This is a genomic window from Streptomyces sp. R44 (assembly GCF_041053105.1).
Classification (GTDB): Bacteria; Actinomycetota; Actinomycetes; order Streptomycetales; family Streptomycetaceae; genus Streptomyces.
The window spans coordinates 2271818-2295786 of the sequence record NZ_CP163444.1; the positions used below are offsets into that span (position 1 = coordinate 2271818).

17 protein-coding genes, 1 tRNA gene and 1 pseudogene are annotated in these 23969 nt (G+C 71.0%); 12 read left to right on the forward strand and 7 right to left on the reverse strand.

All coding sequences use genetic code 11. The annotated features are described in order from the left end of the window. Position 1 precedes the first annotated feature (1 nt). Together AB5J54_RS10545 and AB5J54_RS10550 are read right to left on the reverse strand one after the other, a co-directional pair. Positions 2–142, reverse strand: coding sequence for an SPW_0924 family protein (locus AB5J54_RS10545; RefSeq protein ID WP_369143656.1), 141 nt, complete (start codon positions 140–142; stop codon positions 2–4). A gap of 180 nt (positions 143–322) precedes the next feature. Further along, positions 323–2113 (reverse strand): lytic transglycosylase domain-containing protein, encoded by a 1791-nt coding sequence (locus AB5J54_RS10550; protein ID WP_369143657.1) that lies wholly within the window; start codon positions 2111–2113, stop codon positions 323–325. A 256-nt stretch (positions 2114–2369) separates the two neighbouring features. Between AB5J54_RS10550 and AB5J54_RS10555 the strand changes: the two genes are divergently transcribed. Next, complete coding sequence (locus tag AB5J54_RS10555) at positions 2370–3284, forward strand: DUF4184 family protein (RefSeq protein WP_369143658.1); 915 nt, start codon at positions 2370–2372, stop codon at positions 3282–3284. Between the two features lie 253 nt (positions 3285–3537). On the opposite strand, the pseudogene AB5J54_RS10560 reads toward AB5J54_RS10555, so the two are convergent. After that, positions 3538–4233: pseudogene (locus AB5J54_RS10560) on the reverse strand (serine hydrolase); the annotation flags it as partial. Positions 4234–4362: 129 nt separating this feature from the next. After that, a complete protein-coding gene (gene polA / locus AB5J54_RS10565; protein WP_369143659.1) occupies positions 4363–7074 on the reverse strand; it encodes a DNA polymerase I in 2712 nt (903 codons plus the stop codon). Positions 7075–7196: 122 nt separating this feature from the next. On the opposite strand from polA, the gene AB5J54_RS10570 reads away from it, so the two are divergent. The 9 genes from AB5J54_RS10570 (at position 7197) to AB5J54_RS10610 (ending at position 18826) form a co-directional block, all read left to right on the forward strand. Further along, the gene (locus tag AB5J54_RS10570) at positions 7197–9482 is read left to right on the forward strand and encodes an FdhF/YdeP family oxidoreductase (RefSeq protein ID WP_369143660.1); all 2286 of its coding nucleotides are present in this window, start codon (positions 7197–7199) and stop codon (positions 9480–9482) included. A gap of 378 nt (positions 9483–9860) precedes the next feature. After that, positions 9861–10784 carry a hypothetical protein gene (locus AB5J54_RS10575; RefSeq protein WP_369143661.1) on the forward strand — a complete coding sequence of 308 codons (924 nt, stop codon included), beginning with the start codon at positions 9861–9863 and terminating at the stop codon, positions 10782–10784. Positions 10785–10850: 66 nt separating this feature from the next. Then, positions 10851–11351: a hotdog fold thioesterase gene (locus AB5J54_RS10580; protein WP_369143662.1), complete on the forward strand. Its 501-nt coding sequence runs from the start codon at positions 10851–10853 to the stop codon at positions 11349–11351. A gap of 279 nt (positions 11352–11630) precedes the next feature. Continuing rightward, positions 11631–12515 carry a trypsin-like serine protease gene (locus AB5J54_RS10585; protein WP_369143663.1) on the forward strand — a complete coding sequence of 295 codons (885 nt, stop codon included), beginning with the start codon at positions 11631–11633 and terminating at the stop codon, positions 12513–12515. A 477-nt stretch (positions 12516–12992) separates the two neighbouring features. Continuing rightward, positions 12993–14225: an ABC transporter substrate-binding protein gene (locus AB5J54_RS10590; protein WP_369143664.1), complete on the forward strand. Its 1233-nt coding sequence runs from the start codon at positions 12993–12995 to the stop codon at positions 14223–14225. 103 nt (positions 14226–14328) lie between these two features. Further along, entirely contained in the window at positions 14329–15258 is a 930-nt protein-coding gene (locus tag AB5J54_RS10595; protein ID WP_369143665.1) for a branched-chain amino acid ABC transporter permease, read from the forward strand. Between the two features lie 5 nt (positions 15259–15263). Then, positions 15264–17096 (forward strand): branched-chain amino acid ABC transporter permease, encoded by a 1833-nt coding sequence (locus tag AB5J54_RS10600; protein ID WP_369143666.1) that lies wholly within the window; start codon positions 15264–15266, stop codon positions 17094–17096. Between the two features lie 3 nt (positions 17097–17099). Further along, positions 17100–18113 carry an ABC transporter ATP-binding protein gene (locus tag AB5J54_RS10605; RefSeq protein ID WP_369143667.1) on the forward strand — a complete coding sequence of 338 codons (1014 nt, stop codon included), beginning with the start codon at positions 17100–17102 and terminating at the stop codon, positions 18111–18113. Then, positions 18110–18826, forward strand: coding sequence for an ABC transporter ATP-binding protein (locus tag AB5J54_RS10610; RefSeq protein WP_369143668.1), 717 nt, complete (start codon positions 18110–18112; stop codon positions 18824–18826). The genes AB5J54_RS10605 and AB5J54_RS10610 overlap by 4 nt, the downstream gene beginning before the upstream one ends. A gap of 71 nt (positions 18827–18897) precedes the next feature. On the opposite strand, the gene AB5J54_RS10615 is transcribed toward AB5J54_RS10610, so the two are convergent. Next, on the reverse strand, positions 18898–19551 hold the full coding sequence (locus AB5J54_RS10615; RefSeq protein ID WP_369143669.1) for an ANTAR domain-containing response regulator: 654 nt from the start codon (positions 19549–19551) through the stop codon (positions 18898–18900). A gap of 115 nt (positions 19552–19666) precedes the next feature. Between AB5J54_RS10615 and AB5J54_RS10620 the strand changes: the two genes are divergently transcribed. Beyond that, positions 19667–19739, forward strand: a tRNA-Leu gene (locus tag AB5J54_RS10620). Positions 19740–19775: 36 nt separating this feature from the next. On the opposite strand, the gene pyk is transcribed toward AB5J54_RS10620, so the two are convergent. Then, positions 19776–21203 carry a pyruvate kinase gene (gene pyk / locus AB5J54_RS10625; protein WP_369143670.1) on the reverse strand — a complete coding sequence of 476 codons (1428 nt, stop codon included), beginning with the start codon at positions 21201–21203 and terminating at the stop codon, positions 19776–19778. Positions 21204–21349: 146 nt separating this feature from the next. After that, on the reverse strand, positions 21350–22033 hold the full coding sequence (locus AB5J54_RS10630; protein WP_369143671.1) for an SIMPL domain-containing protein: 684 nt from the start codon (positions 22031–22033) through the stop codon (positions 21350–21352). A gap of 124 nt (positions 22034–22157) precedes the next feature. Between AB5J54_RS10630 and AB5J54_RS10635 the strand changes: the two genes are divergently transcribed. Beyond that, a complete protein-coding gene (locus tag AB5J54_RS10635; protein WP_369143672.1) occupies positions 22158–23969 on the forward strand; it encodes a bifunctional UDP-sugar hydrolase/5'-nucleotidase in 1812 nt (603 codons plus the stop codon).

A 23969-nucleotide genomic window follows, 5' to 3' on the forward strand; every position in this document is an offset into this window, starting at 1 on the left:
CCTACTTCCTGGCGCCGGGATCGGCGGTCAGCAGGGGCTTGGGCGAGGTGGGGCCGTCGGGCGGCAGATCGACCACGGAGAGGAGCAGGACGAAGAGGAGGACTGGGGCGAGTCCGATGGCGGCGGCGACGAGGGCGCGCATGGTCGGCCTCCCGGGATGCGATCTGATAGGTCGTCAGGGCGGGGGCACCGTAGCAACGCGGCCGCGAGATGAGAACACGTTGCACCCGGGTAACGCGAAGCGCCGTCCCCCGCCCGGTGCGGACGGGGGACGGCGCGGAGCGACGCGGCGCCGGGTGATGCGGCGCGGTGGGGCTTTCGGTCAGGCCGAAGGGGAGGAGCTGGGCGAGGGGGTGGGCTCGGGCGAGCCGCTGCCGGAGGGCGAGGGCTCCGGGGTCGGCGTCGCGGGCAGCTCGACGGTGAGGTCGATGAAGGTGGTGCCGCCGCCCGGTGCGGTGAGCTGGAGGTAGAACGTGCCGGCCTTGTCGCCCGCGAGGATGTCGCCCGGCGCGAAGGTGAGCAGTCCGTCCGGACCGGTCTTCAGGGTGACGGTACGGACGGTCGTGCCGTCCGCGGCCTTGAAGGACGGGCCCTCGGTGCTCTCCTTCGGGTCCGTCTTCGAGGTGACGATCACCGCGGTGACGAGCACGCCGGGGGCGAGGGCGCCCTTGTCGGTGGCCTTCACCTGGACCTGCTGGGCGAAGGAGGCGCCGGTCGTGGCGGACAGGGCGTCGCCGGGGACCCGGGCGAGGGTGTCCGCCTGGCGCTCCGTGACGGTCGCGGCGAAGTCGGCCGCGCCCAGGGTCCGGCCGACGACGGTGGCGCGCACGGTGAAGGAGCCCGTCTTCTCGCCGGCCCGGAGCGCGGGCGAGGTGGCGAGGCCGGTCGACCCGGTGGTGAGGGTGGCGGTGGTCCCGCCGCCGGCGAAGCGGGTGTCGGTGGTGCCGATGATCTCGAAGCGGATGCTCACGCCGGCGACCGGCTTGCCCGCGGAGTCGAGCGCGGCGACCCGGGGGGAGCCCGTGAAGGCGCTGCCGGTGGTCGTGGTCAGCTTCGCGTTGGCCACGACCGCGAGCTGCGCGACCTTGGCGGCCGGCGGGACGGTGGGCGGCTTCACCGGCTCGGTCACCGGGGGCTTGGTGGGGACGGTCGGCGGCTTGACCGGACCGGGATTGTTCACCGGCGGCTTCGGCTGCTGGGTGCCCGGGTTCGGGGCCGGAGTCGTCGGCACGGTCGGGAGCGGCCCGGTCGGGCGGTTGCCCCTGATGCCGTCGTCGCTGCGGCCGACCGGCAGCACGCCCGTGCCGTCCGGGACCTGGTGGGTGCCGCGCTCGTAGAAGGCCTTCCAGGACAGGACCGTGTTCAGGTACTCCCTGGAGTGGTTGTAGCTGAGGACCGCCTGGTCGAGATCGGCCTTGACCGCGAGGTTGCGGTCGCTGGCGCAGAGGTAGAGGCCGGCGGCCTGCGCCGCGTCGTAGATGTTGTTGGGGTCCTTCTTCCCGTCGCTGTTGGCGTCCTGGCCCCAGGTGGCCCAGGTGGACGGGATGAACTGCATCGGGCCGACGGCCCGGTCGTGGACCTTGTCGCCGTCGAAGGCGCCGCCGTCGGTGTCGGCGATCATGGCGAAGCCGTTGCCGTCGAGGGCGGGACCGAGGATCCGCGGCGATGCCGTGCCGTTGGCGTCGACCCTGCCGCCGTTCGCCTGACCCGACTCGACCTTGCCGATGCCGGCGAGCAGCTGCCACGGCAGGTTGCAGCCGGGGTCGGTCGAACGTATCGACAGTTCGGCACGCTTGTAGGCCGAGTAGACGGACGCGGGTATGCCGGCCTCGGCGGGACCGGCGATGACGGGCAGATGGGCGGTCGCGCCGGGCTTGTTCGGCGTGTTCAGCGGCGGCAGCTTCGTGTAGTACGGCGAATCGCCGGTCGCGGAGCCGTCTCCGGAAGGCGGCGCCGTGTCACCGGCACCGATGGCGGTGTCTCCGCCCGCGTTGTCCGCGGCCGGCGGGATCACCTCCGGCGCCTGCGAGGCGGCGAGCGCGGCGACCGCCGCGGCCATCACGACACCACTGGTGGCTCCCTTGCGCAGCCGGTGGCCGATGTGCGCTGCCATGTCCGTCGTCCCTCCCCATCGACGCGGTCCCGCGCTCCCCGCGTGAAACCTCTGGCGACCCTATGCCAACTCCGGACCGGCGAGTACCGGCAGCTGACCGTGTTTCACGGTTTCGTCACCTCTTGGTCGCCTGCCGACCAGGTGAGTCCGGGAACCGACCGGAGCGTCCCGCCCCTCTTGCTCTCCGGCCGACCGTGCACACTGCTCCCTCACGGCCACCGGCCGCCGTCACCACCCGACCCTGGGGGAACTCCCGTTGCCGTTCACGCTGAGCCATGCCGCCGCCGTGCTGCCCGCGCTGCGCCGCGACGGGACCGCGCGCGGGCCGCTCGTCGCGTCCGCGCTCGTCGCCGGGTCCTTCTCGCCGGACATGACCTACTTCGCCGCGACCGCGTTCCCCGGGGCGATGGTCCTCGGGGACGTCACCCACTCCCCCGTCGGGATCGTCACGGCCGACGTCGTCATCACCGCCGTACTCGTGGCCCTGTGGCTGACCGTGCGCGAGCCGCTCGTCGCGCTGCTGCCCGGCCGTTGGCGCGGCCGGGTGTACGGGCTCGTCCGGGGCCGTCCCTGGCGTGAGCGTCATCCGGCCGCGCTCGCCGGGTGGTTCTGCCTCTCGGCGATCCTCGGCGCCACGACCCATGTGGTGTGGGACTCCTTCACCCACCTGGACCGCTGGGGCACCCGCGCGATCCCCTTCCTCGGCGACATCGTCGCCGGGTTCCCGGTCTATCTCTACGCGCAGTACGGGGGTTCGGCGCTGGCCCTCGCGCTCCTCGGCTGGTGCACGGCGCGGGCGCTGCGCTCTGCCGTCCCGGGGGTGGAGCTGCCGGCCGGGGTCCCGGTCCCGGGCCGGCGCGGGCGGTTCCTCGCCGCCGGGCTGATCGGCGGCTGCGTCCTGGCCGGGGTCGCGCACCGGGTGCTGCGCTGGGCCGCGTACTGGGGCTGGGACCGGATCGAGACGCCCCTCGACGTCATCCCGACGGCCTGCTTCGGCGCCGGCGCGGGGCTCGCCGTCGGGCTCGTGCTGTACGGGGCGGGGGCGCGGCTCCTCCGGCCACGGCGGGCTCTGACGGCCCCGGCCACGCCGGTCCCCCGGGACCTCCAGGACCTGGGAGCGGACCCGGACCCGGGCCGTCGGCCGGAGCGCTCCCGTCAGGGATCTCGCTGATCTTCTCCGGCGGGGTGAAGCCGCGGGCCGCAGCGCTGCCGGAGAGTCTGCGGTGGACGGCGAGGGAGACCCTCTCCAGGGTGCGGACGCCGTAGCGCATGGTGGGGTTGTCGTGGCTCAGGAGGACGATTCGGTAGTCGACCGCGGGGCTCTCGGTGGCGGTGTCCGTGTCCGTGTCCGGTTTCGTGCCTGTGCCCTTGTCGTTGCTTGTGCCCGTGCCCGTGCCCGTGTCCGTCGTCGCCGGGCGCACGATGCCGACGCTGTGGACGCGCCAGGCGTGCGTCGCGCGGGGCAGCCAGCCGTTCTTGAGGTGGACCTTGACCGTGCGGGGCGCGCCCGCCGTGACGCCCCAGGCCTGTGCGCGGACGACCTGCCCCATCAGGGCCAGGGCCCCGGTGCGGCGCGACACCGCGGCGAGGAGGGCGAGTTGGTCGCGTGCGGTGGTACGGGTGAGGCCCCAGTAGCGGCCGCGGCCGAGGACGGTGTCCTGGGCGCCGGCCTCCCGCAGCACCCTGTTCAGCCGGGCACGGGACAGTCCGTCCCACAGTTCGGTGGCGGCCTTGTTGTCGGAGCGGGTGATCATCGCCTTCAGCCGCCGCGCCTCCAGCGGGGTGGGCGCCCGGCCGAGCTCCTCCGCGCGGCCGAGGACGGCCTGCATGATCAGGACCTTGGCGATGCTGGCGGAGTCGTACGCGAGGGTGTCGTCGAGCCGGCAGCGCAGTCCGCGCCCGGGGTCGTGGACCGCGAGGGCGACCGTGCTCTCGCGGCCCTTGAGCGCCGCGGTGATGTCCTGGGACAGGCGGGCGGCGAGGGCCGGCTCGCGGGACGAGGTGCAGAGGGTGGGCGCGGGGTGTGCCTCGGCGGGGTGGGCCCAAATGGTGGCCGACGCGCCGAGGAGGGCGCCGAGGAGGGCGCAGCTGGGGAGGACGGAGTGGCGGCGCGTGAACATGTCCCCCAGTGTCGGGAGCCGTGCGCCGGGGCCGCCCCTTGACTGGTCCACCTGGCGCACACGCCCCGCGCCGTGTGGGCAATCGTCCCGCAGGGCGGGACGATTGCCCACAACGGGCGGCGGGTCGCGTCAGTGGGCTGCCGAGTCCCAGTTCGGGCCTACTCCTACCGAGACGTCCAGGGGGGCTCGGAGGTCGGCGGCGGCCGACATCTGGGCGCGGACCAGGGTCTCGACCTGCTCGCGCTCGCCGGGGGCGAGTTCGAGGACGATTTCGTCGTGGACCTGGAGGAGCATCCGGGAGGCGAGGCCCGCGTCGGTGAGGGCGCGGTCCACGTTCAGCATGGCGACCTTGACGATGTCCGCGGCCGTGCCCTGGATGGGGGCGTTGAGCGCCATCCGCTCGGCGGCCTCGCGGCGCTGACGGTTGTCGCTGTTCAGGTCCGGGAGGTAACGGCGGCGGCCCAGCATCGTCTCGGTGTACCCGGTCGCGCGGGCCTCGTCGACGACGCGCCGCAGGTAGTCCCGTACCCCGCCGAAGCGCTCGAAGTAGGTGTCCATCAGGCCGCGGGCCTCGCCCGGGTCGATGTTCAGCTGCTGGGAGAGGCCGAACGCCGAGAGGCCGTAGGCCAGGCCGTACGACATGGCCTTGATCTTGCGGCGCATCTCGGCGTCGACGGCGGACCGCTCGACGCCGAAGACCTGGGAGGCGACGGTGGTGTGCAGGTCCTCGCCGGAGGTGAAGGCCTCGATGAGGCCCTCGTCCTCGGAGAGGTGGGCCATGACGCGCAGCTCGATCTGGCTGTAGTCGGCGGTCATGAGGGCCTCGAAGCCCTCGCCGACGATGAAGCCGTGCCGGATGGCGCGGCCCTCGTCCGTCCGCACCGGCACGTTCTGCAGGTTCGGGTCGGTCGAGGAGAGGCGGCCGGTCGCGGCCACGGTCTGGCTGAAGGTGGTGTGGATGCGGTTGTCGGCCGCGACCGTCTTGATCAGGCCCTCGACCGTCGAGCGCAGTCGGGCCTGCTCGCGGTGGCGGAGCATGATCACCGGCAGTTCGTGCTCGGTCTGGCCGGCCAGCCAGGCGAGCGCGTCGGCGTCCGTCGTGTATCCGGTCTTGGTCTTCTTGGTCTTCGGCAGGTTCAGCTCGCCGAAGAAGACCTCCTGGAGCTGCTTGGGCGAGCCGAGGTTGAACTCGTGGCCGACGGAGGCGTGGGCCTCCTTGACGGCCTGCTGCACGGCGCCGGCGAACTGCTGCTCCATGGCCTCCAGGTGGTCGCGGTCGGCGGCGATGCCGTGCCGCTCCAGGCGGGCGAGGAGGGCGGAGGTGGGGAGCTCGACCTCGTGGAGGAGCTCACGGGCGCCGACCTCGGCGAGCCGCTCGTCGAAGGCGCCGCCGAGGTCGAGGACGGCCCGCGCCTGGCTCATGAGGGCCTCGGCCTCGGCGGTGTCGTCGGCACCGAAGGCGAGCTGTCCGTCGGCGGGGGCCGCCGGGGCGAGCTCGCGGCCGAGGTACTCGACGGTGAGGGCGTCGAGGGCGAAGGAGCGCCGGCCGGGCTTGACCAGGTAGGCGGCGAGGGCGGTGTCCATGGTGACGCCCGCGATGGACCAGCCGTGCTCGGGGAAGACCCGCATGGCGCCCTTGGCGTTGTGCATGACCTTCGGCCGGTCGGGGTCGGAGATCCACGCGGCCCAGGCCCGCTCGTCGGCCTCGTCGAGGGTGCTGGGGTCGAACCAGGCGGCGGCTCCTCCGGCCGCGGCGAGGGCGATCTCGGCGACGTTCCCGGTGCCGAGGGCCCAGCTGTCGACGGTGGCGATGCCGAGGGGTTCGGTGCCGTGCTCGGCGAGCCAGGGGGCGAGCTCGCCGGCGCCGAGGACGGTGAAGTCGAGCTCGACGCCCGCGGCGGGAGCGGGCGCGGTCTCCTCGGCGGAGCCGGGGTCGACGGCGAGGAGCCGCTCGCGCAGCGAGGGGTTGCGGATCTCCAGGGTGTCGAGGACGAGGGCGACGGCCGTGCGGTCGTACGGCTCGCGGGCGAGCTCCGTGACGGTCTTCGGCAGCTCGACGTCCCGGACCATCTCGGTGAGGACGCGGTTGAGCTTGACGGACTCCAGGTGGTCGCGGAAGTTCTGGCCGGCCTTGCCCTTGACCTCGTCCGCGCGCTCGACGAGCTCGGCGAAGGAGCCGAACTGGTTGATCCACTTGGCGGCGGTCTTCTCGCCGACGCCGGGGATGCCCGGCAGGTTGTCGGACGGGTCGCCGCGCAGGGCGGCGAAGTCCGGGTACTGCGAGGGGCTCAGGCCGTACTTCTCCTGGACCTTCTCCGGGGTGAAGCGGGTGAGCTCGGAGACGCCCTTGGTCGGGTAGAGCACGGTGGTGTGGTCCGTGACCAGCTGGAAGGAGTCCCGGTCGCCGGTGACGATGAGGACCTCGAAGCCCTCGGCCTCGGCCTGGGTGGCGAGGGTGGCGATGACGTCGTCGGCCTCGAAGCCGTCGACGGCGAAGCGCGGCGCGTGCATCGCGTCGAGGAGCTCGCCGATCAGCTCGACCTGCCCCTTGAACTCGTCGGGGGTCTTCGAGCGGTTCGCCTTGTACTCCGGGAACTCCTCGGACCGCCAGGTCTTGCGGGACACGTCGAACGCGACCGCGAAGTGGGTGGGCGCCTCGTCGCGGAGCGTGTTCGCCAGCATCGAGGCGAACCCGTAGATCGCGTTCGTCGGCTGTCCGGTCGCGGTGGTGAAGTTCTCCGCGGGCAGCGCGAAGAACGCCCGGTACGCGAGCGAGTGCCCGTCCATGAGGAGCAGGCGGGGGCGGGTGTCTGCGGGGGTCTTCGATGCTGTCTCGGCCACACGACGATCCTGCCACGGTCCACTGACAATCCCGTCCACGGCGGCCGGGGTGCCGGTCTGTCGGTGCCGCGTGACAGGATCGGAGACGTACGCCACAGGATTACCGCTCAAGGGAGAGCGCGATGGTCAGCAAGCCGCCTGCCGGTGACCCGGTCCAGGACGCACCGCAGGTCACGGAGCCGCAGCACTCCGCCGCCGGCCTGCCCGCCATCGGGCACACCCTGCGGATCGCGCAGGAGCAGATGGGTCTGCGGCGCACCGCGCGGACCCTGCTCAAGGTCAATCAGAAGGACGGCTTCGACTGTCCCGGCTGCGCCTGGCCGGAGGGTGACAAGCGGCATGTGGCGGAGTTCTGCGAGAACGGCGCGAAGGCGGTCGCCGAGGAGGCGACGCTGCGCCGGGTGACGCCGGAGTTCTTCGCCGCGCATCCGGTGGCGGACCTGGCGACCCGCAGCGGGTACTGGCTGGGCCAGCAGGGCCGGATCACGCAGCCGATGCTGCTGCCGGAGGGCGGCGAGCGGTACGAGCCGGTGAGCTGGGAGCGGGCGTTCGCGGTCATCGCGGAGGAGCTGCGGGCCCTGGGCTCGCCGGACGAGGCGCTCTTCTACACCTCGGGGCGGACGAGCAACGAGGCGGCGTTCCTGCTGCAGCTCTTCGCCCGCGAGTTCGGCACGAACAACCTGCCGGACTGCTCCAACATGTGTCACGAGTCCTCGGGCTCGGCGCTGACGGAGACGATCGGCATCGGCAAGGGCAGCGTCTCCCTGGAGGACCTGCACCGGGCGGACCTGATCATCGTGGCCGGGCAGAACCCGGGGACGAACCATCCGCGGATGCTCTCGGCCCTGGAGAAGGCGAAGGCCGCGGGCGCGCGGATCATCTCGGTGAACCCGCTGCCGGAGGCGGGCCTTGAACGCTTCAAGAACCCGCAGACCCCGCAGGGCATGCTCAGGGGCGCGGCGCTCACGGACCTGTTCCTGCAGATCCGGATCGGCGGCGACCAGGCGCTGTTCCGGCTGCTCAACAAGCTGGTCCTGGAGACGGCCGGGGCGGTCGACGAGGACTTCGTACGGGAACACACCCATGGGTACGAGGAGTTCGCGGCGGCGGCGAAGGCGGCCGACTGGGACGAGACGCTGGCCGCGACCGGCCTGGACCGCGCGGAGATCGAGCGGGCCCTGGAGATGGTGCTCGCCTCGGAGCGGACGATCGTCTGCTGGGCGATGGGCCTCACCCAGCACAAGCACTCCGTGCCGACGATCCGCGAGGTGGTCAACTTCCTGCTGCTGCGCGGGAACATCGGGCGGCCGGGCGCCGGGGTGTGCCCGGTGCGCGGCCATTCGAACGTGCAGGGCGACCGCACGATGGGCATCTTCGAGCGTCCCGCGCCCGCCTTCCTCGACGCCCTGGACAAGGAGTTCGGGATCGTCTCGCCGCGCCATCACGGCTTCGACGTGGTGCGCTCGATCCAGGCGCTGCGCGACGGCGAGGCGAAGGTGTTCTTCGCGATGGGCGGCAACTTCGTGGGGGCGACGCCCGACACGGAGGTGACGGAGGCGGCGATGCGGAACGCGCGGCTGACCGTGCACGTCTCGACGAAGCTGAACCGCTCGCACGCGGTGACGGGCACGCGCGCGCTGATCCTGCCGACGCTCGGCCGCACCGACAAGGACGTGCAGAGGAGCGGCAAGCAGTTCGTGACGGTCGAGGACTCGATGAGCCTGGTGCACGCCTCCCGGGGCAACCTGCCGCCGGCGAGCCCGCACCTGCTGTCCGAGCCGGCGATCGTGGCGCGGATGGCGCGGGCCGTGCTCGGCGACGCGTCGGCCACGCCCTGGGAGGAGTTCGAGGCGGACTACGCCCGGATCCGGGACCGCATCGCGCGCGTGGTGCCCGGTTTCCAGGACTTCAACGCCCGTCTCGCGGCGAACCCGGGCGGCTTCGCGCTGCCGCACGGCCCGCGCGACGAGCGCCGCTTCCCGACGAAGACCGGCAAGGCCAACTTCACGGCCGCCCCCGTCGAGTACCCGCGGGTGCCCGAGGGCCGGCTGCTGCTGCAGACGCTGCGCTCGCACGACCAGTACAACACCACGATCTACGGCCTGGACGACCGCTACCGGGGGATCAAGGGCGGCCGCCGGGTGGTGCTCGTGCACCCCGAGGACGCGGCGGCGTTCGGCCTCGCGGACGGGGCGTACACGGATCTGGTGAGCGAGTGGACGGACGGCACCGAGCGGCGGGCGTCCGGCTTCCGGGTCGTGCACTACCCGACGTCCCGGGGCTGCGCGGCGGCCTACTACCCGGAGACGAACGTCCTGGTGCCGCTGGAGTCCACGGCGGACATCAGCAACACCCCCGCCAGCAAGTCGGTGATCGTGCGTCTGGTCCCCGTGCGGACGGGCGACTGATCGCGGGGGCGAGGGCGGCGGGGCACCCGATGGCCGGTTACGTACTGACCTGAGCCGTGGGTGCGGGGGTACCCTCCACTCCCACTCGCGTGCGCCACGGGGGCCCCGTTGTCCACTCCACCTCCCGCTCCACCGCCGCCGCCCGACCGCCCACCTGCCGACCGCCCACCGACTCCGGCTCCGGGTCCGGCCCCGGCTCCGACTCCTGCCCCGGCCCCGGGTCCCGGTCCGGCTCCTGCCCCGGATCCCGGTCCGGCCCCGGCATCGTCGGCCCCCGCGGAAGGGCCCGCTCCGACTCCCCCGCCGCCGGCACCCGAGCCGCCGGAACCGTCGCTGAGCGAGCTCGCCCTGGAGCGGATCCTGCCCGGGTCGGCGCACGTGCCGCCCGCCCGGCGGGGCCGGGTGCTGGCCCGGGGGCTGCTGGTGATCGCCGCCGGGCTGCTCGCCACCGCGGCCCTCGGGCAGGTCGTCACCTACGTCTACGACACCCTGTTCGCCGAGTCGCGGGTGCGGGCCGAGGACGACGCCGGGAAGAAACTGGACCAGGAGGAGGCCCCGTTCACGACCGCGGTGGACGCCGATCTGTCCGCCCTCGACCGGGACGAGTGGTCGATCGTCCTGGACCGGCCGCTCGCCCCGGCCGAGCAGCGCGCGCTCCAGGCGCTGCCGATCACGCCCACCGGATACGGGCGGGACGCGTGGCGGATCCTGGGGCCGCTCGGGGCGAGGGTCATCGGCACGACCCCTCACCTCTCAGGGGACGGCACGATCCGCTCCGGCCCGACGACCGCCTTCAGGCTGAACCTCTTCAGCGACCGCGCCTCCCAGCTGTCGGTCACCGACATGCGCGCGGTCGACGTCGACTGCCGTCCCTCGGCCGCGCGGTTCCTCCTCCACCACCCCGCCCAGGGCGAGGCGCCCTACCCGGGCGTCTTCTTCGATCTGCGGCGCCAGGACCCCGCTCCCGTCATCACCGACGAGGGCGAGGACCAGGGCGAGCGGTACTTCGACCGCCGGAAGATCGATCTCGGCGGCGGCAGCACGCCGGGCGCGCTGCTCGTCGCGGCCGCGGTCGGTACGGAGAGCTGCGACTGGAAGATCGCGGCGGCCTATCGGGACGCGGCGGGCACGCGCGGCGAGCTGGTGATCCAGGACGGGACGAAACCGTTCCGCGCGGAGGCCCTGCCGACCGCTCCCGAGCAGTTCTTCCTCGTCCAGGTCGGGCCGGTCCGGCTCACTCCCTGCCACGAGCCGGGTTTCGAGGCCGATCACCTCTGTCGGGTCTTCATGGGCGGCGATTAGACTCACGACCTGCCTAAGCGTTTGCTCAGGCAGATCAGCCGTACGAAGACGAACGGAGCCGGGCCCATGGGTGAGCAGCAGCACGTGAAGTTCCCGCAGGAGGTCATCGACGAATACGCGGCGCTCGGCGTCGACCTCCCGGCGCTCTTCTCGGCCGGGCACCTCGGGAACCGCATGGGCGTGCAGATCCTGGAGGCCTCCGCCGAGAAGGTCGTCGGCACGATGCCGGTGGAGGGCAACACCCAGCCGTACGGGCTGCTGCACGGCGGTGCGTCGGCGGTGCTCGCCGAGACGCTGGGTTCCGTCGGCTCGATGCTGCACGGCGGGGTCTCGAAGATCGCCGTCGGCGTCGACCTGAACTGCACCCACCACCGCGGGGTGCGCAGCGGTCTGGTGACCGGCGTGGCGACCCCGGTCCACCGCGGGCGGACCACCGCCACGTACGAGATCGTGATCAGCGACGAGCAGGGCAAGCGGGTGTGCTCGGCCCGGCTGACCTGCCTGCTCCGCGAGATCACCGCGAAGGACGCGGGCGACCTGCCGTCGGCGGGTCACGCGGAGGCCTGAGCAGAGCGGCCCGCACCCCGAACGGGCCACGCGGAGGCCTGAGCAGAGCGGCCCGCACCCCGAGCCGGACACGCCGCGGCCCCGCCCCTGAGCCGAGCCCGGCGAACCGAGCCGGCGTGAACGGCGCGGCGTGGGACGAGCAGTCGTCCCGCGTCGCGCCGTTCGTGCTTCAACTCCCCTACCTCCAGGACCTCTTGCCCCGCGCGGCCACAGACGCTTCACTGGCGAACCTCCCCCACAGGAGAACACCCGATCCACTCACACACCGAGGGGTTCTTCGTGACCGCCAGTCGCACCACCTACGCGATGACCACCGTCACCGCCGCCGCCTGCGCCGCCGTCCTCGCCACCGCGATGCCGGCCACGGCGATCAACTCGTACAACGCGACCCCGGCCCCCGAGCGCACCGAGGTCGGCGCGCTCGTCGCGACCTGGGACAACGACGACGACCCGGCGACGCCCGATCGCGTCGACTGGGTCTGCTCCGGCACCATGATCGACGGGAACACCTTCCTGACGGCCGCGCACTGCACCACCGACTGGCCGGCGAACGTCCGCTTCTACGTCTCGCTCGACCAGGACGTGCAGGCCGGCCTGGACCGCGCGGCCGCCGCCCACCCGGGCGACCCGGCCGCCCAGGCGCGGAGCGTGGCCGTCGAGGGCACCGCCCACAGCCACCCGGCCTACCCGGGCCCGGCCTCCGACACGCACGACATCTCGGTGATCGAGCTCCCGGCCTCCGCCGTGAAGGCCCGGTGGTCCTTCACCCCGGCCCCCCTGCCCCGGGCGGGCGCCCTCGACGCACTGGGCCCGCAGGGTCTGAACGACACCTCCTTCCTGGTCGCCGGTTACGGCACCGAGGAGGCGGAGCGCGGCCCGGGCGGCCAGACGCACCCGGGCGGCGGCGTCCGCATGAAGGCGCCGGTCACGTTCAACGCGCTCAACAGCGCCTGGATCCGGCTCTCCATGACCGCGCCCCAGGGGAACGGCGGCGCCTGCTACGGCGACTCGGGCGGCCCCAACTTCGCGGAGCTGAAGGGCGGGCGGACGCTGGTGGCCACGACGATCACCGGTGATACGCCGTGCTACGCGACCAATGTGGTCTATCGGCTGGACACTCCCGGCGCGCGTGACTTCCTGAAGCCGTACGTCCAGCTTCCCTGACGTCCCCGTCCCGACCCCGCCCCGCCCGCCGTCACTCTGCGTGATCTTCGCACGATGTGGAATCGGGCGGGACGGGCGAACGCTTTCGTCCGCTCAGGTTTCTGCCACTGTCCGATATCCGGAGAGTCGAGCGGAGGGCGCGACAGGACCAAGATTCACTCAAGCCCCTTAGCGGAACTGCACGTTCTCAGTATGTGAACACTGCATTACAGACCCTAATGCCCCGGTTTACCCATGCGGCGCGCACACCATTTCCCCGTCGGCATAACAAGACAGTCACATCCTGTCCTCGCCGCTCCCCGACCCTCCCCACCTGCGCTTAGAGTCACGGCCAGTCACCGCGCCGCCGGGCGCGTCCTAGTGCACGGCCCTGTACCAAACCCAGTACGGCCCGGCGTTCCAAAACGGCACCCCTCGCTCCGCAGCTTCACGGCACCGCCTCATTCCGAGGGGGCCGCGCCAGGGAAAGGACCCTTCGTGCGAAACCGTTCGTTGCTCATACTCACCACCGCGGTCACCGCGGGAGCGCTGACGCTCACTGCCTGTGGTTCCCGTGACGACAAGGGCGGCGCCGAGAACGGCGACAGCGGCAACGTCACCGTCACCATCGGTCTGGACGCGCCGCTGACGGGTGAGCTGTCCGCCCTCGGCCAGGGCATCAAGAACTCGGCCGACCTCGCGGTCAAGACGGCCAACAAGAAGGGTTACGTCAAGGGCGTGACCTTCAAGCTGGAGTCCCTGGACGACCAGGCGCAGCCCTCCTCCGGCCAGCAGAACGCCACCAAGTTCGTCGCCGACAAGTCCGTCCTCGGCGTCGTCGGCCCGCTGAACTCCGGTGTCGCCGAGTCCATGCAGAAGGTCTTCGACGACGCGAAGCTGGTGCAGGTCTCCCCGGCCAACACCAACCCGTCGCTCTCCCAGGGCCCGAACTGGGCCTCCGGTGACAAGAAGCGCGGCTACAAGTCGTACTTCCGCACCGCCACCACCGACGCCATCCAGGGCCCGTTCGCGGCCCAGTACGTCTTCAAGGAGGCCAAGAAGACCAAGGCCTTCATCATCGACGACAAGAAGACCTACGGCGCCGGTCTCGCGGGCACCTTCAAGGGCGAGTTCGAGAAGCTCGGCGGCAAGGTCGTCGGCACCCAGCACATCAACCCGGACACCAAGGACTTCGCCGCGGTCGCCACGCAGGTGAAGAGCTCCGGTGCCGAGGTCGTCTACTACGGTGGCGAGTACCCGGCCGCCGGCCCGCTGGCCAAGCAGATCAAGGCGGCCGGCGCGAAGGTCACCGTCGTCGGCGGCGACGCGATCTTCAGCCCGGAGTACGTGAAGCTCGCCAGCGCGGCCTCGGCCGAGGGCGACTTCGCCACCTCGGTCGGCGCGCCGATCGAGTCCCTCGACTCCGCCAAGGAGTTCCTGGCCAACTACAAGGCCGAGAACTACAAGGAGGCCTACGAGGCCTACGGCGGCTACGCCTACGACTCGACCTGGGCGATCATCGAGGCCGTCAAGAAGGCCGTCGAGGGCAACGGCGGCAAGCTCCCCGAGCGCGCCAAGGTCGTCGAGGCCATGCAGGGCGTCTCCTTCGAGGGTGTGACCGGCTCGGTCGCCTTCGACGAGTTCGGTGACACCACCAACAAGCAGCTCACGGTCTACAAGGTCGAGGGCGGCGCGTTCAAGCCGGTCAAGTCCGGCACCTTCGGCGGCTGATCCTCAGCAGCCCCATCTCTCAGCACCACCTTCACCGCGCGGGGGCGCCACACAGGCTCCCCGCGCGGTGTCACATCCGTCGAAAGTCTCGGAGGACAATGCGGTGAACGAACTGCCGCAGCAGCTGGTCAACGGCCTGCTACTGGGATCCATGTACGGGCTCGTCGCCGTCGGCTACACGATGGTCTACGGCATCGTCCAGCTCATCAACTTCGCCCATGGCGAGATCTTCATGACCGGCGGCTTCGGGGCGCTCACGGTCTGGCTCATCCTGCCCACCGGCACCACCATGTGGATCGCTCTGCCCCTCATGCTGATCGGTGCCATCCTCGTCGCGACGACGATAGCCGTCGGGGCGGAACGCCTGGCCTACCGCCCGCTGCGCGGTGGCCCCCGCCTCGCCCCGCTCATCACCGCCATCGGTCTCTCGCTCGCCCTCCAGCAGGCCGTCTGGTCCCTGTACCCGGAGGCGAAGTCCGCCCGGACCTTCCCGCAGATCCCCGGCGGCCCGATCGAGCTCGGACCGGTCACCATCCAGACCGGCGACGTCTTCCTGCTGATCGCCGCCCCCGTCTGCATGGCCTTCCTCGCCTTCTTCGTCATGCGCACGCGCACCGGTCGCGGCATGCAGGCCACGGCGCAGGACCCGGACACCGCGAAGCTCATGGGCGTCAACACCGACCGGATCATCGTGATCGCGTTCGCCCTCGGCGCCGCGTTCGCCGCCGTCGGTGCCGTGGCCTACGGCCTCAAGTACGGCGTCGTCGACTTCAAGATGGGCTTCCTCCTCGGACTCAAGGCCTTCACGGCCGCGGTCCTCGGCGGCATCGGCAACATCTACGGGGCCATGATCGGCGGACTCGTCCTCGGCATCGCCGAGACGATGGCGACGGCCTACATCGCCCACATCCCCGGCATGCAGCAGCTCGGCGGCCAGTCCTGGGCCGACGTCTGGGCCTTCGTACTCCTCATCGTCGTACTCCTCGCCCGGCCACAAGGCCTGCTCGGCGAGCGCGTCGCGGACAGGGCGTGAGCACCATGACCACCATCTCCGAGAACCCCAACGCACCCACGGCCGCCGAGGCCTCCCCCGAGGCGAACGGCCTCATCGGCTTCATCCCGGCCGGCATCGCCCGCCCGCTCGCCCTGGGCGGCGGCGTCCTCACCGTCGCCAGCTGTTTCCTCGCCTGGACCTGGACCGCCCGCTTCCCGGGTGACCTCACGTTCTACGGCAACCCCGGCGGCCTCCAGCTCCAGGTCCTGGTCACCGGCCTGCTGACCACCCTCTTCGCCCTCTCCTCGTACGGCGTCAAGGGCACCCGCTGGCTGACCCCGGCCGGCGGCGACGGAGCCCTCAAGCTCGCCGCGCTGGCCAACTTCGCGGCCGCCTGGTTCACGGTCGGCGCGATCAGCGTCGAGCTCGGCGGCCCGGTCAACCTGGAGCCGGGCGGCGCGGTCGTCGCGCTCGCCACCCTGCTCGCTCTCCTCGGCGCCTTCGCGCTCCCCTTCGAGCGGCCGAAGCTGCTTCCGGTGGACCCCGAGGACGCCGGCTGGGACCAGTTCAAGCACCGCTGGAGCAACGGCTGGGCGACCTTCCGGTCCTCCTTCTCCAGTGGCCCCGTGCGCAAGCTGCCGGCCATGAACTCCGCCGTCGAGATCCTGATCATCGCCGGAGTCCTCGCCGTGGCGCTGGGCGTCTTCACCTACGGTGTCGGCACCGAGTACGACGAGCAGTTCCTCGGCTTCCTGATCACGACCGGCATCGGCTTCGCGGCGGTCAACAAGTCGGGGCTCACGGCGCAGGCCACGCAGCTCACGGGCAAGCACCAGAACCTGTCCATCGCGGGCGCGTTCACCGCCGCGGCGCTCTTCCCCTTCACCCAGACCGACGACCAGTACGCGACGCTCGGCGTCTACATCCTGATCTTCGCCACGGTCGCCCTGGGCCTGAACATCGTCGTCGGCCTCGCCGGTCTCCTCGACCTCGGTTACGTCGCCTTCCTCGGCGTCGGCGCCTACGCGGCCGCCCTCGTCTCGGGCGCCCCGACCTCGCCGTTCGGCATCCACCTGCCCTTCTGGGCCGCCGTCCTGGTCGGCGCGGCCGCGTCCCTGGTGTTCGGTGTGCTCATCGGCGCCCCGACGCTGCGACTGCGCGGCGACTACCTCGCCATCGTCACCCTCGGTTTCGGTGAGATCTTCCGTATCGCCGTGATGAACGCCGACGGCACCTCCGGCCCCGACATCACCAACGGCTCCAACGGCATCGCGTCCATCCCGAACCTCGACATGTTCGGGTTCGACTTCGGCGCCGAGCACTCCATCGCCGGCTTCACGATCGGCCGGTTCGCGAACTACTTCTTCCTGATGCTGCTGATCATGGCGGTCGTCGTGCTGGTCTTCCGGCGCAGCGGCGACTCCCGCATCGGCCGCGCCTGGGTCGCCATCCGCGAGGACGAGACCGCGGCGCTCGCCATGGGCATCAACGGCTTCCGGGTCAAGCTCATCGCCTTCGCGCTCGGCGCCTCGCTCGCCGGCCTGGCCGGCACCGTGCAGGCGCACGTCACCTACACGGTGACCCCGGAGCAGTACGTCTTCGCCGGTCCCATCCCGCCCAACTCCGCCTTCCTGCTCGCGGCCGTCGTCCTCGGCGGCATGGGCACCATGAGCGGTCCGCTGGTCGGTGCGTCGCTGCTCTTCCTGATCCCCAACAAGCTCCAGTTCATGGGCGAATACCAGCTGCTCGCCTTCGGTGTCGCGCTGATCCTGCTCATGCGCTTCCGCCCGGAGGGCATGATCGCCAACCGGCGCAACCAGCTGGAGTTCCACGAGAACGACGAGACGCCCGCCACGCTCGCCAAGGCAGGTGCCTGAACCATGACGACCACCACCAACAAGGCCGAGGCCACCACCGAGCCGGCCGCCCGCGAGACCGTGCTCGACGCGCGCGGGGTCACCATGCGGTTCGGCGGCCTCACCGCCGTGCGCGATGTGAACCTCACCGTGAACAGCGGCGAGATCGTCGGTCTCATCGGCCCCAACGGCGCCGGCAAGACCACCTTCTTCAACTGCCTCACCGGTCTCTACATCCCGACCGAGGGCGAGGTCCGCTACAAGGGCCAGGTCCTCCCGCCGAAGTCGTTCAAGGTCACCGCGGCCGGTATCGCGCGCACCTTCCAGAACATCCGTCTCTTCGGCAACATGACGGTCCTGGAGAACGTCCTCGTCGGACGTCACACCCGCACCAAGGAGGGCCTCTGGTCGGCCCTGCTCCGCGGCCCCGGCTTCAAGAAGGCCGAGGCGGCCTCCGAGAAGCGGGCCATGGAGCTCCTGGAGTTCATCGGCCTCCAGGACAAGGCGCAGCACCTCGCCAAGAACCTCCCGTACGGAGAGCAGCGCAAGCTGGAGATCGCCCGCGCCCTCGCGAGCGACCCCGGTCTGATCCTGCTCGACGAGCCCACCGCCGGCATGAACCCGCAGGAGACGCGGGCGGCGGAGGAACTCATCTTCGCCATCCGGGACATGGGCATCGCCGTGCTCGTCATCGAGCACGACATGCGGTTCATCTTCAACCTCTGCGACCGGGTCGCCGTGCTCGTCCAGGGCCAGAAGCTGATCGAGGGCGACAGCGCGACCGTCCAGGGCGACGAGCGGGTCATCGCCGCGTACCTGGGCGAGCCGGTCGAGGCGGCTCCGGCCGCCGCCGCCGCCGAGGAGGTCGCGGAGGAGGAGTCGGAGGACGGCCCGGAGGACTCCTCGGTCGAGGACTCGGAGACCTCCGAGGACGACGAGACCTCCGAGGCCCCGGCCGACGAGGCCCCGGCGGCCGACGAGCCCGCCGCAGACACCGACGAGGAGCCCTCGGAGGACAGCAAGGAGAACGACGCATGACCGCACTGCTCGAAGTCGAGGACCTGCGCGTCGCCTACGGAAAGATCGAGGCCGTCAAGGGCATCTCCTTCTCCGTCGACGCCGGTGAGGTCGTCACCCTCATCGGCACCAACGGCGCCGGGAAGACCACCACCCTGCGGACCCTCTCCGGGCTCCTCAAGCCGGTCGGCGGCCAGATCAAGTTCGAGGGCAAGTCCCTCCGCAAGATCCCCGCGCACAAGATCGTCTCGCTGGGTCTGGCCCACTCCCCCGAGGGCCGGCACATCTTCCCCCGGATGACGATCGAGGAGAACCTCCTCCTCGGCGCCTTCCTCCGGAAGGACACCGCCGGCATCGCCAAGGACGTCCAGCGCGCCTACGACCTCTTCCCGATCCTGGGCGAGCGTCGCAAGCAGGCCGCGGGCACGCTCTCCGGCGGTGAGCAGCAGATGCTCGCGATGGGCAGGGCGCTGATGTCCCAGCCGAAGCTGCTCATGCTCGACGAGCCCTCGATGGGTCTCTCGCCGATCATGATGCAGAAGATCATGGCGACGATCGCCGAGCTGAAGGCCCAGGGCACCACGATCCTGCTCGTCGAGCAGAACGCCCAGGCCGCGCTCGCCCTGGCGGACCACGGTCACGTCATGGAGATCGGCAAGATCGTGCTCTCGGGCACGGGGCAGGACCTGCTCCACGACGAGTCCGTCCGCAAGGCGTACCTCGGCGAGGACTGAGCCCCACGAACCGAAGGCCCGCCCCACAAGGTCGTGGGGCGGGCCTTCTCGTGTACGGAAGCAATGGGCAACTACTGCCCCTTGGCCGCCTTCTTCTCCTCGGCGTCCTCGATGACGGCCTCGGCGACCTGCTGCATCGACATGCGGCGGTCCATCGAGGTCTTCTGGATCCAGCGGAAGGCCGCGGGCTCCGTCAGGCCGTACTGGGTCTGCAGGATCGACTTGGCGCGGTCGACGAGCTTGCGGGTCTCCAGGCGCTGGGAGAGGTCGGCGACCTCCTTCTCCAGGGCGCGGAGCTCGGCGAAGCGGGAGACGGCCATCTCGATGGCCGGCACCACGTCGCTCTTGCTGAACGGCTTCACCAGGTACGCCATGGCGCCGGCGTCCCGGGCCCGCTCGACGAGCTCGCGCTGCGAGAAGGCGGTCAGCATGAGGACCGGGGCGATGGACTCGCCGGCGATCTTCTCGGCGGCCGAGATGCCGTCGAGGACGGGCATCTTCACGTCGAGGATGACGAGGTCGGGGCGGTGCTCGCGGGCGAGCTCGACGGCCGTCTGGCCGTCCCCGGCCTCGCCGACGACCGTGTAGCCCTCTTCCTCCAGCATCTCTTTGAGGTCGAGGCGGATGAGGGCCTCGTCCTCGGCGATGACGACGCGGGTCGTCAGCGGCGGGACGTGCGACGCCTCGGCGTCGTCGGCGGGCTGGGGCGACTCGGGGGCGGTCACGCGGGCTCCTCGTTCGATGGCCTCGTTCCGAGGCGGATACTGCTCCCCATGAGCCTACCTACCTCCTGTAAGGTAGGGACACGGCGGGTGATCACCGACCTTCGTTTCGAAGGATGCCCCGGTAGCCCAGCGGAAGAGGCAGTGGTCTCAAACACCATACAGCGTGGGTTCGAATCCCACCCGGGGCACTTTACCTTTGATTCCAAGGATTGAGACTCTAGACCCTAGGCGAGTGGTTCTCCGATGTGGTGGACCCTGACCAGGTTCGTGGAGCCCGCGACGCCCGGCGGGGAGCCCGCCGTGATGACCACGATGTCGCCCGGCCGGCAGCGGCCGATCCGCAGCAGCTCCTCGTCGACCTGGGCCACCATCGCGTCCGTGGAGTCCACGTGCGGGCCGAGGAAGGTCTCGACGCCCCACGTCAGGTTGAGCTGGGAGCGGGTCGCCGGGTCCGGCGTGAAGGCGAGCAGCGGGATCGGCGAGCGGTAGCGGGAGAGCCGCTTGACCGTGTCGCCGGACTGGGTGAACGCCACCAGGAACCTGGCGCCCAGGAAGTCGCCCATCTCGGCGGCCGCGCGGGCCACCGCGCCGCCCTGGGTGCGCGGCTTGTTCCGCTCGGTGAGCGGCGGAAGCCCCTTGGCGAGGATGTCCTCCTCCGCGGCCTCGACGATCCGGCTCATGGTGCGGACCGTCTCGATCGGGTAGCGGCCGACGCTGGTCTCGCCGGAGAGCATCACGGCGTCGGTGCCGTCGATGACCGCGTTCGCCACGTCGCTCGCCTCGGCGCGCGTGGGGCGGGAGTTGTCGATCATCGAGTCGAGCATCTGGGTGGCGACGATGACCGGCTTGGCGTTGCGCTTGGCCAGCTTCACGGCGCGCTTCTGGACGATCGGCACCTGCTCCAGGGGCATCTCGACGCCCAGGTCGCCGCGGGCGACCATGATGCCGTCGAAGGCGGCGACGATCTCCTCGATGTTCTCGACGGCCTGCGGCTTCTCGATCTTGGCGATGACGGGGAGCCGGCGGCCCTCCTCGTCCATGATCCGGTGCACGTCGTCGATGTCGCGGGCGCTGCGGACGAAGGAGAGGGCGACGACGTCGGCGCCGGTGCGCAGCGCCCAGCGCAGGTCCTCGATGTCCTTCTCGGACAGGGCGGGGACGGAGACGGCGACCCCGGGCAGGTTGAGGCCCTTGTGGTCGGAGACCATGCCGCCCTCGATCACGCGGGTGCGCACGCGCGGGCCGTCGACGGAGGTGACCTCCAGGGTGACGCGGCCGTCGTCGACGAGGACGCGCTCGCCCGGGGTCACGTCCCCGGCGAGGCCGGCGTAGGTCGTCCCGCAGCCGTGGCGGTCGCCCTCCCTGGGCTCGACGGTGATGGTGAACTCGTCGCCGCGTTCAAGGAGTACGGGCCCCTCGCGGAAGCGGCCGAGGCGGATCTTCGGGCCTTGAAGGTCGGCGAGGACCCCGACGCTGCGGCCGGTCTCGTCGGCGGCTTTGCGGACGCGCTGGTAGCGCTCCTCGTGCTCGGCATAGCTGCCGTGGCTGAGGTTGAAGCGGGCCACGTCCATTCCGGCCTCGATCAACGCCTTGATCTGGTCGTATGTTTCGGTGGCGGGCCCAAGGGTACAAACGATTTTCGCTCGGCGCATGAGTCGAGCCTAGGCCTTACCCATCAGTAGGAAATTGGCTCGGCATGACTACTCAACAACCTTTCCGTGAAAGCTTGTTGACAAGTCTTGAATCTGTGCACCGGCGTGCTCCGATGAGCGATTTTCGCGCCCCCGAGCCCCCCGTCTCAGAGTGCGGGCGGCCTCATCGTGAACCGGGCCACGACCTCGGCCGTGACCGTCTGCCGCTGCGGTTCGAGATCGAGCGGCGGCGCCTCGCCGGCCGCCTCCGCCGAGTAGGCCACGGCCGCCCCGCCGAAGCCGCCGCGCCGCGGCCGCAGCGGCTCCGCGAGCCCGGCGTCCGACAGTTCGAGGAGTGAGGCGAGCGAGGTGCCGAGCGCCTCCGCGTAGGCCCGGGCCCGCTGCACCGCCTCCTCGACCGCACGCCCGCGCGCCTCCGCGTACGCCGGGGAGGCCGGTCGCAGGGTCCACCAGGGGCCGTCGACGCTCGTCATCTCCAGGTCGGCCAGCCGGGTCACCAGCTCGCCGAGCGCGGTGAAGTCGGTCAGCTCGGCCGTCAGCCGCACCCGGCCCGTATAGGCGTGCACGCGCTCCCCCCGCCCCTTCCGGGTCAGCTCGGGGGAGAGCGAGAAGCTGCCCGTCTCCAGCTTCTCGACCGCGTCGCCGAGCGCCTTGACCAGGTCGAGCACCCGCGCGTTGCGGCGGGTCAGATCGGCGAGCGTCTCCGCGCGGTCCGTCCCCCGGGCGGAGACGGTCACCCAGATCCGGGCGAGCTCGGGCTCGATCTCCAGACGTCCTTCGCCACGGACCGTCACCTGGGGCGCGTCCGGGGTCGCGTGTGGCTGTGTCATACCGAACACTTTCCCACTCCGTAACCCACAAGGACTGTTGCGACGGTGCGGTCTGAGCCAGAATCTACGCGCGTTGTGCGCCACGGTTGGCGCCGGCGCCACAGAACCAAAGGGGAGAAAACAGATGCCGCTGAACCGCAGGACGTTCCTGGAGCGCTCGGCCGCCGCCGGGGCCGGAGTGGCCGTCGCCGGAGTCGCCGCCGTTCCCGCCGAGGCCGCCGCCGAGCCCCTCGGCAACGGCCGGCCGCGTCCGCAGAAGCGGTACTCGTTCACCGTGATGGGCACCACCGACCTGCACGGCAACGTCTTCAACTGGGACTACTTCACGGACAAGGAGTTCGACGACAAGGCGCACAACGACGTCGGCCTCGCCAAGATCTCCACCCTGGTCGACCAGGTGCGCGCGGAGAAGGGCGAGGAGAACACGCTCCTCATCGACGCCGGCGACACCATCCAGGGCACCCAGCTGTCCTACTACTACGCCAAGGTCGACCCGATCACGCAGACCGGCGGCCCCGTCCACCCCATGGCCCAGGCCATGAACGCCATCGGCTACGACGCCGCCGCGCTCGGCAACCACGAGTTCAACTACGGCATCCCGGTGCTCCGGAAGTTCGAGGAGCAGTGCGACTTCCCGCTGCTCGGCGCCAACGCGCTCGACGCCAAGACCCTGCGCCCGGCCTTCGCGCCGTACAGCATGCACTGTCTGCGCACCCCGCACGGCAGGGACGTCAAGGTCGCGGTCCTGGGCCTGACCAACCCGGGCATCGCCATCTGGGACAAGGCGAACGTCACCGGCAAGATGGTCTTCCCCGGCCTGGAGGAGCAGGCGGCGAAGTGGGTGCCGAAGCTGCGCTCCATGGGCGCCGACGTCGTGGTCGTCTCGGCGCACTCCGGCTCCTCCGGCACCTCCTCGTACGGTGACCAGCTCCCGTACATCGAGAACGCCGCCGGGCTCGTCGCCGAGCAGGTCCCGGGCATCGACGCGATCCTCGTCGGCCACGCGCACACCGAGATCCCCGAGTACCGGGTGAAGAACAAGGAGACCGGCAAGGACGTCGTCCTCTCCGAGCCGCTGAAGTGGGGCCAGCGCCTCACCCTCTTCTCCTTCGACCTGGTGTGGGAGAAGGGCCGCTGGGTCGTCGAGAAGGCCGGCGCGCAGGTCCTCAACTCCAACACGGTCGCCGAGGACCCGGAGATCACCGGGCTGCTCGCGGACGAGCACAAGAAGGTCGTCGCGTACGTCAACCAGGTCATCGGCACCTCCACGGCGGCCATGACCACGGCCGACGCGCCGTGGAAGGACGAGCCGATCATCGACCTGATCAACGTCGTCCAGGCCGAGACGGTGAAGGCGGCGCTCGCGGGCGGCGCGTACGCCGGTCTTCCGGTGCTCTCGCAGGCCTCCTGCTTCTCCCGCACGGCCCGGATCCCGGCCGGCGAGATCAGCATCAAGGACGCCGCCGGCCTCTACCCCTTCGAGAACACCCTGGAGGCCCGACTGATGACGGGCGCCCAGCTGAAGGACTACCTGGAGTACTCGGCGAAGTACTACGTCCAGACCCCGGCGGGCGCGCCCGTCGACACCGCGAAGCTCACCAACGCGGACGCCACCCCCGACTACAACTACGACGCCGTGTCGGGCCTGACGTACGACATCGACATCGCCAAGCCCGTCGGGCAGCGGATCAGCGGCCTGTCCTTCCAGGGCAAGCCGCTCGACCCGGCCGCGCAGTTCGTCCTCGCGGTCAACAACTACCGCGCCTCCGGCGGCGGCGCCTTCCCGCACGTCGCCAAGGCCCAGCAGCTGTGGGCGAACTCGGACGAGATCCGCAACACGATCATCCAGTGGGTGAAGGCCAAGGGCACGGTCGACCCGGGCACCTTCGCATCGGTGGGCTGGAAGCTGACCCGGGACGGCGTTCCGGTCTTCTAG

Coding starts and splice junctions, on each gene's coding strand:
- AB5J54_RS10580 (WP_369143662.1), top strand. CDS start 10,851: ATGGGTGAGCAGCAGCACGTGAAGTTCCCGCAGGAGGTCATCGACGAA.
- AB5J54_RS10600 (WP_369143666.1), top strand. CDS start 15,264: ATGACCACCATCTCCGAGAACCCCAACGCACCCACGGCCGCCGAGGCC.
- pyk (WP_369143670.1), bottom strand. CDS start 21,203: ATGCGCCGAGCGAAAATCGTTTGTACCCTTGGGCCCGCCACCGAAACA.
- AB5J54_RS10550 (WP_369143657.1), bottom strand. CDS start 2,113: ATGGCAGCGCACATCGGCCACCGGCTGCGCAAGGGAGCCACCAGTGGT.
- AB5J54_RS10570 (WP_369143660.1), top strand. CDS start 7,197: ATGGTCAGCAAGCCGCCTGCCGGTGACCCGGTCCAGGACGCACCGCAG.
- AB5J54_RS10545 (WP_369143656.1), bottom strand. CDS start 142: ATGCGCGCCCTCGTCGCCGCCGCCATCGGACTCGCCCCAGTCCTCCTC.
- AB5J54_RS10610 (WP_369143668.1), top strand. CDS start 18,110: ATGACCGCACTGCTCGAAGTCGAGGACCTGCGCGTCGCCTACGGAAAG.
- AB5J54_RS10630 (WP_369143671.1), bottom strand. CDS start 22,033: ATGACACAGCCACACGCGACCCCGGACGCGCCCCAGGTGACGGTCCGT.
- AB5J54_RS10635 (WP_369143672.1), top strand. CDS start 22,158: ATGCCGCTGAACCGCAGGACGTTCCTGGAGCGCTCGGCCGCCGCCGGG.
- AB5J54_RS10605 (WP_369143667.1), top strand. CDS start 17,100: ATGACGACCACCACCAACAAGGCCGAGGCCACCACCGAGCCGGCCGCC.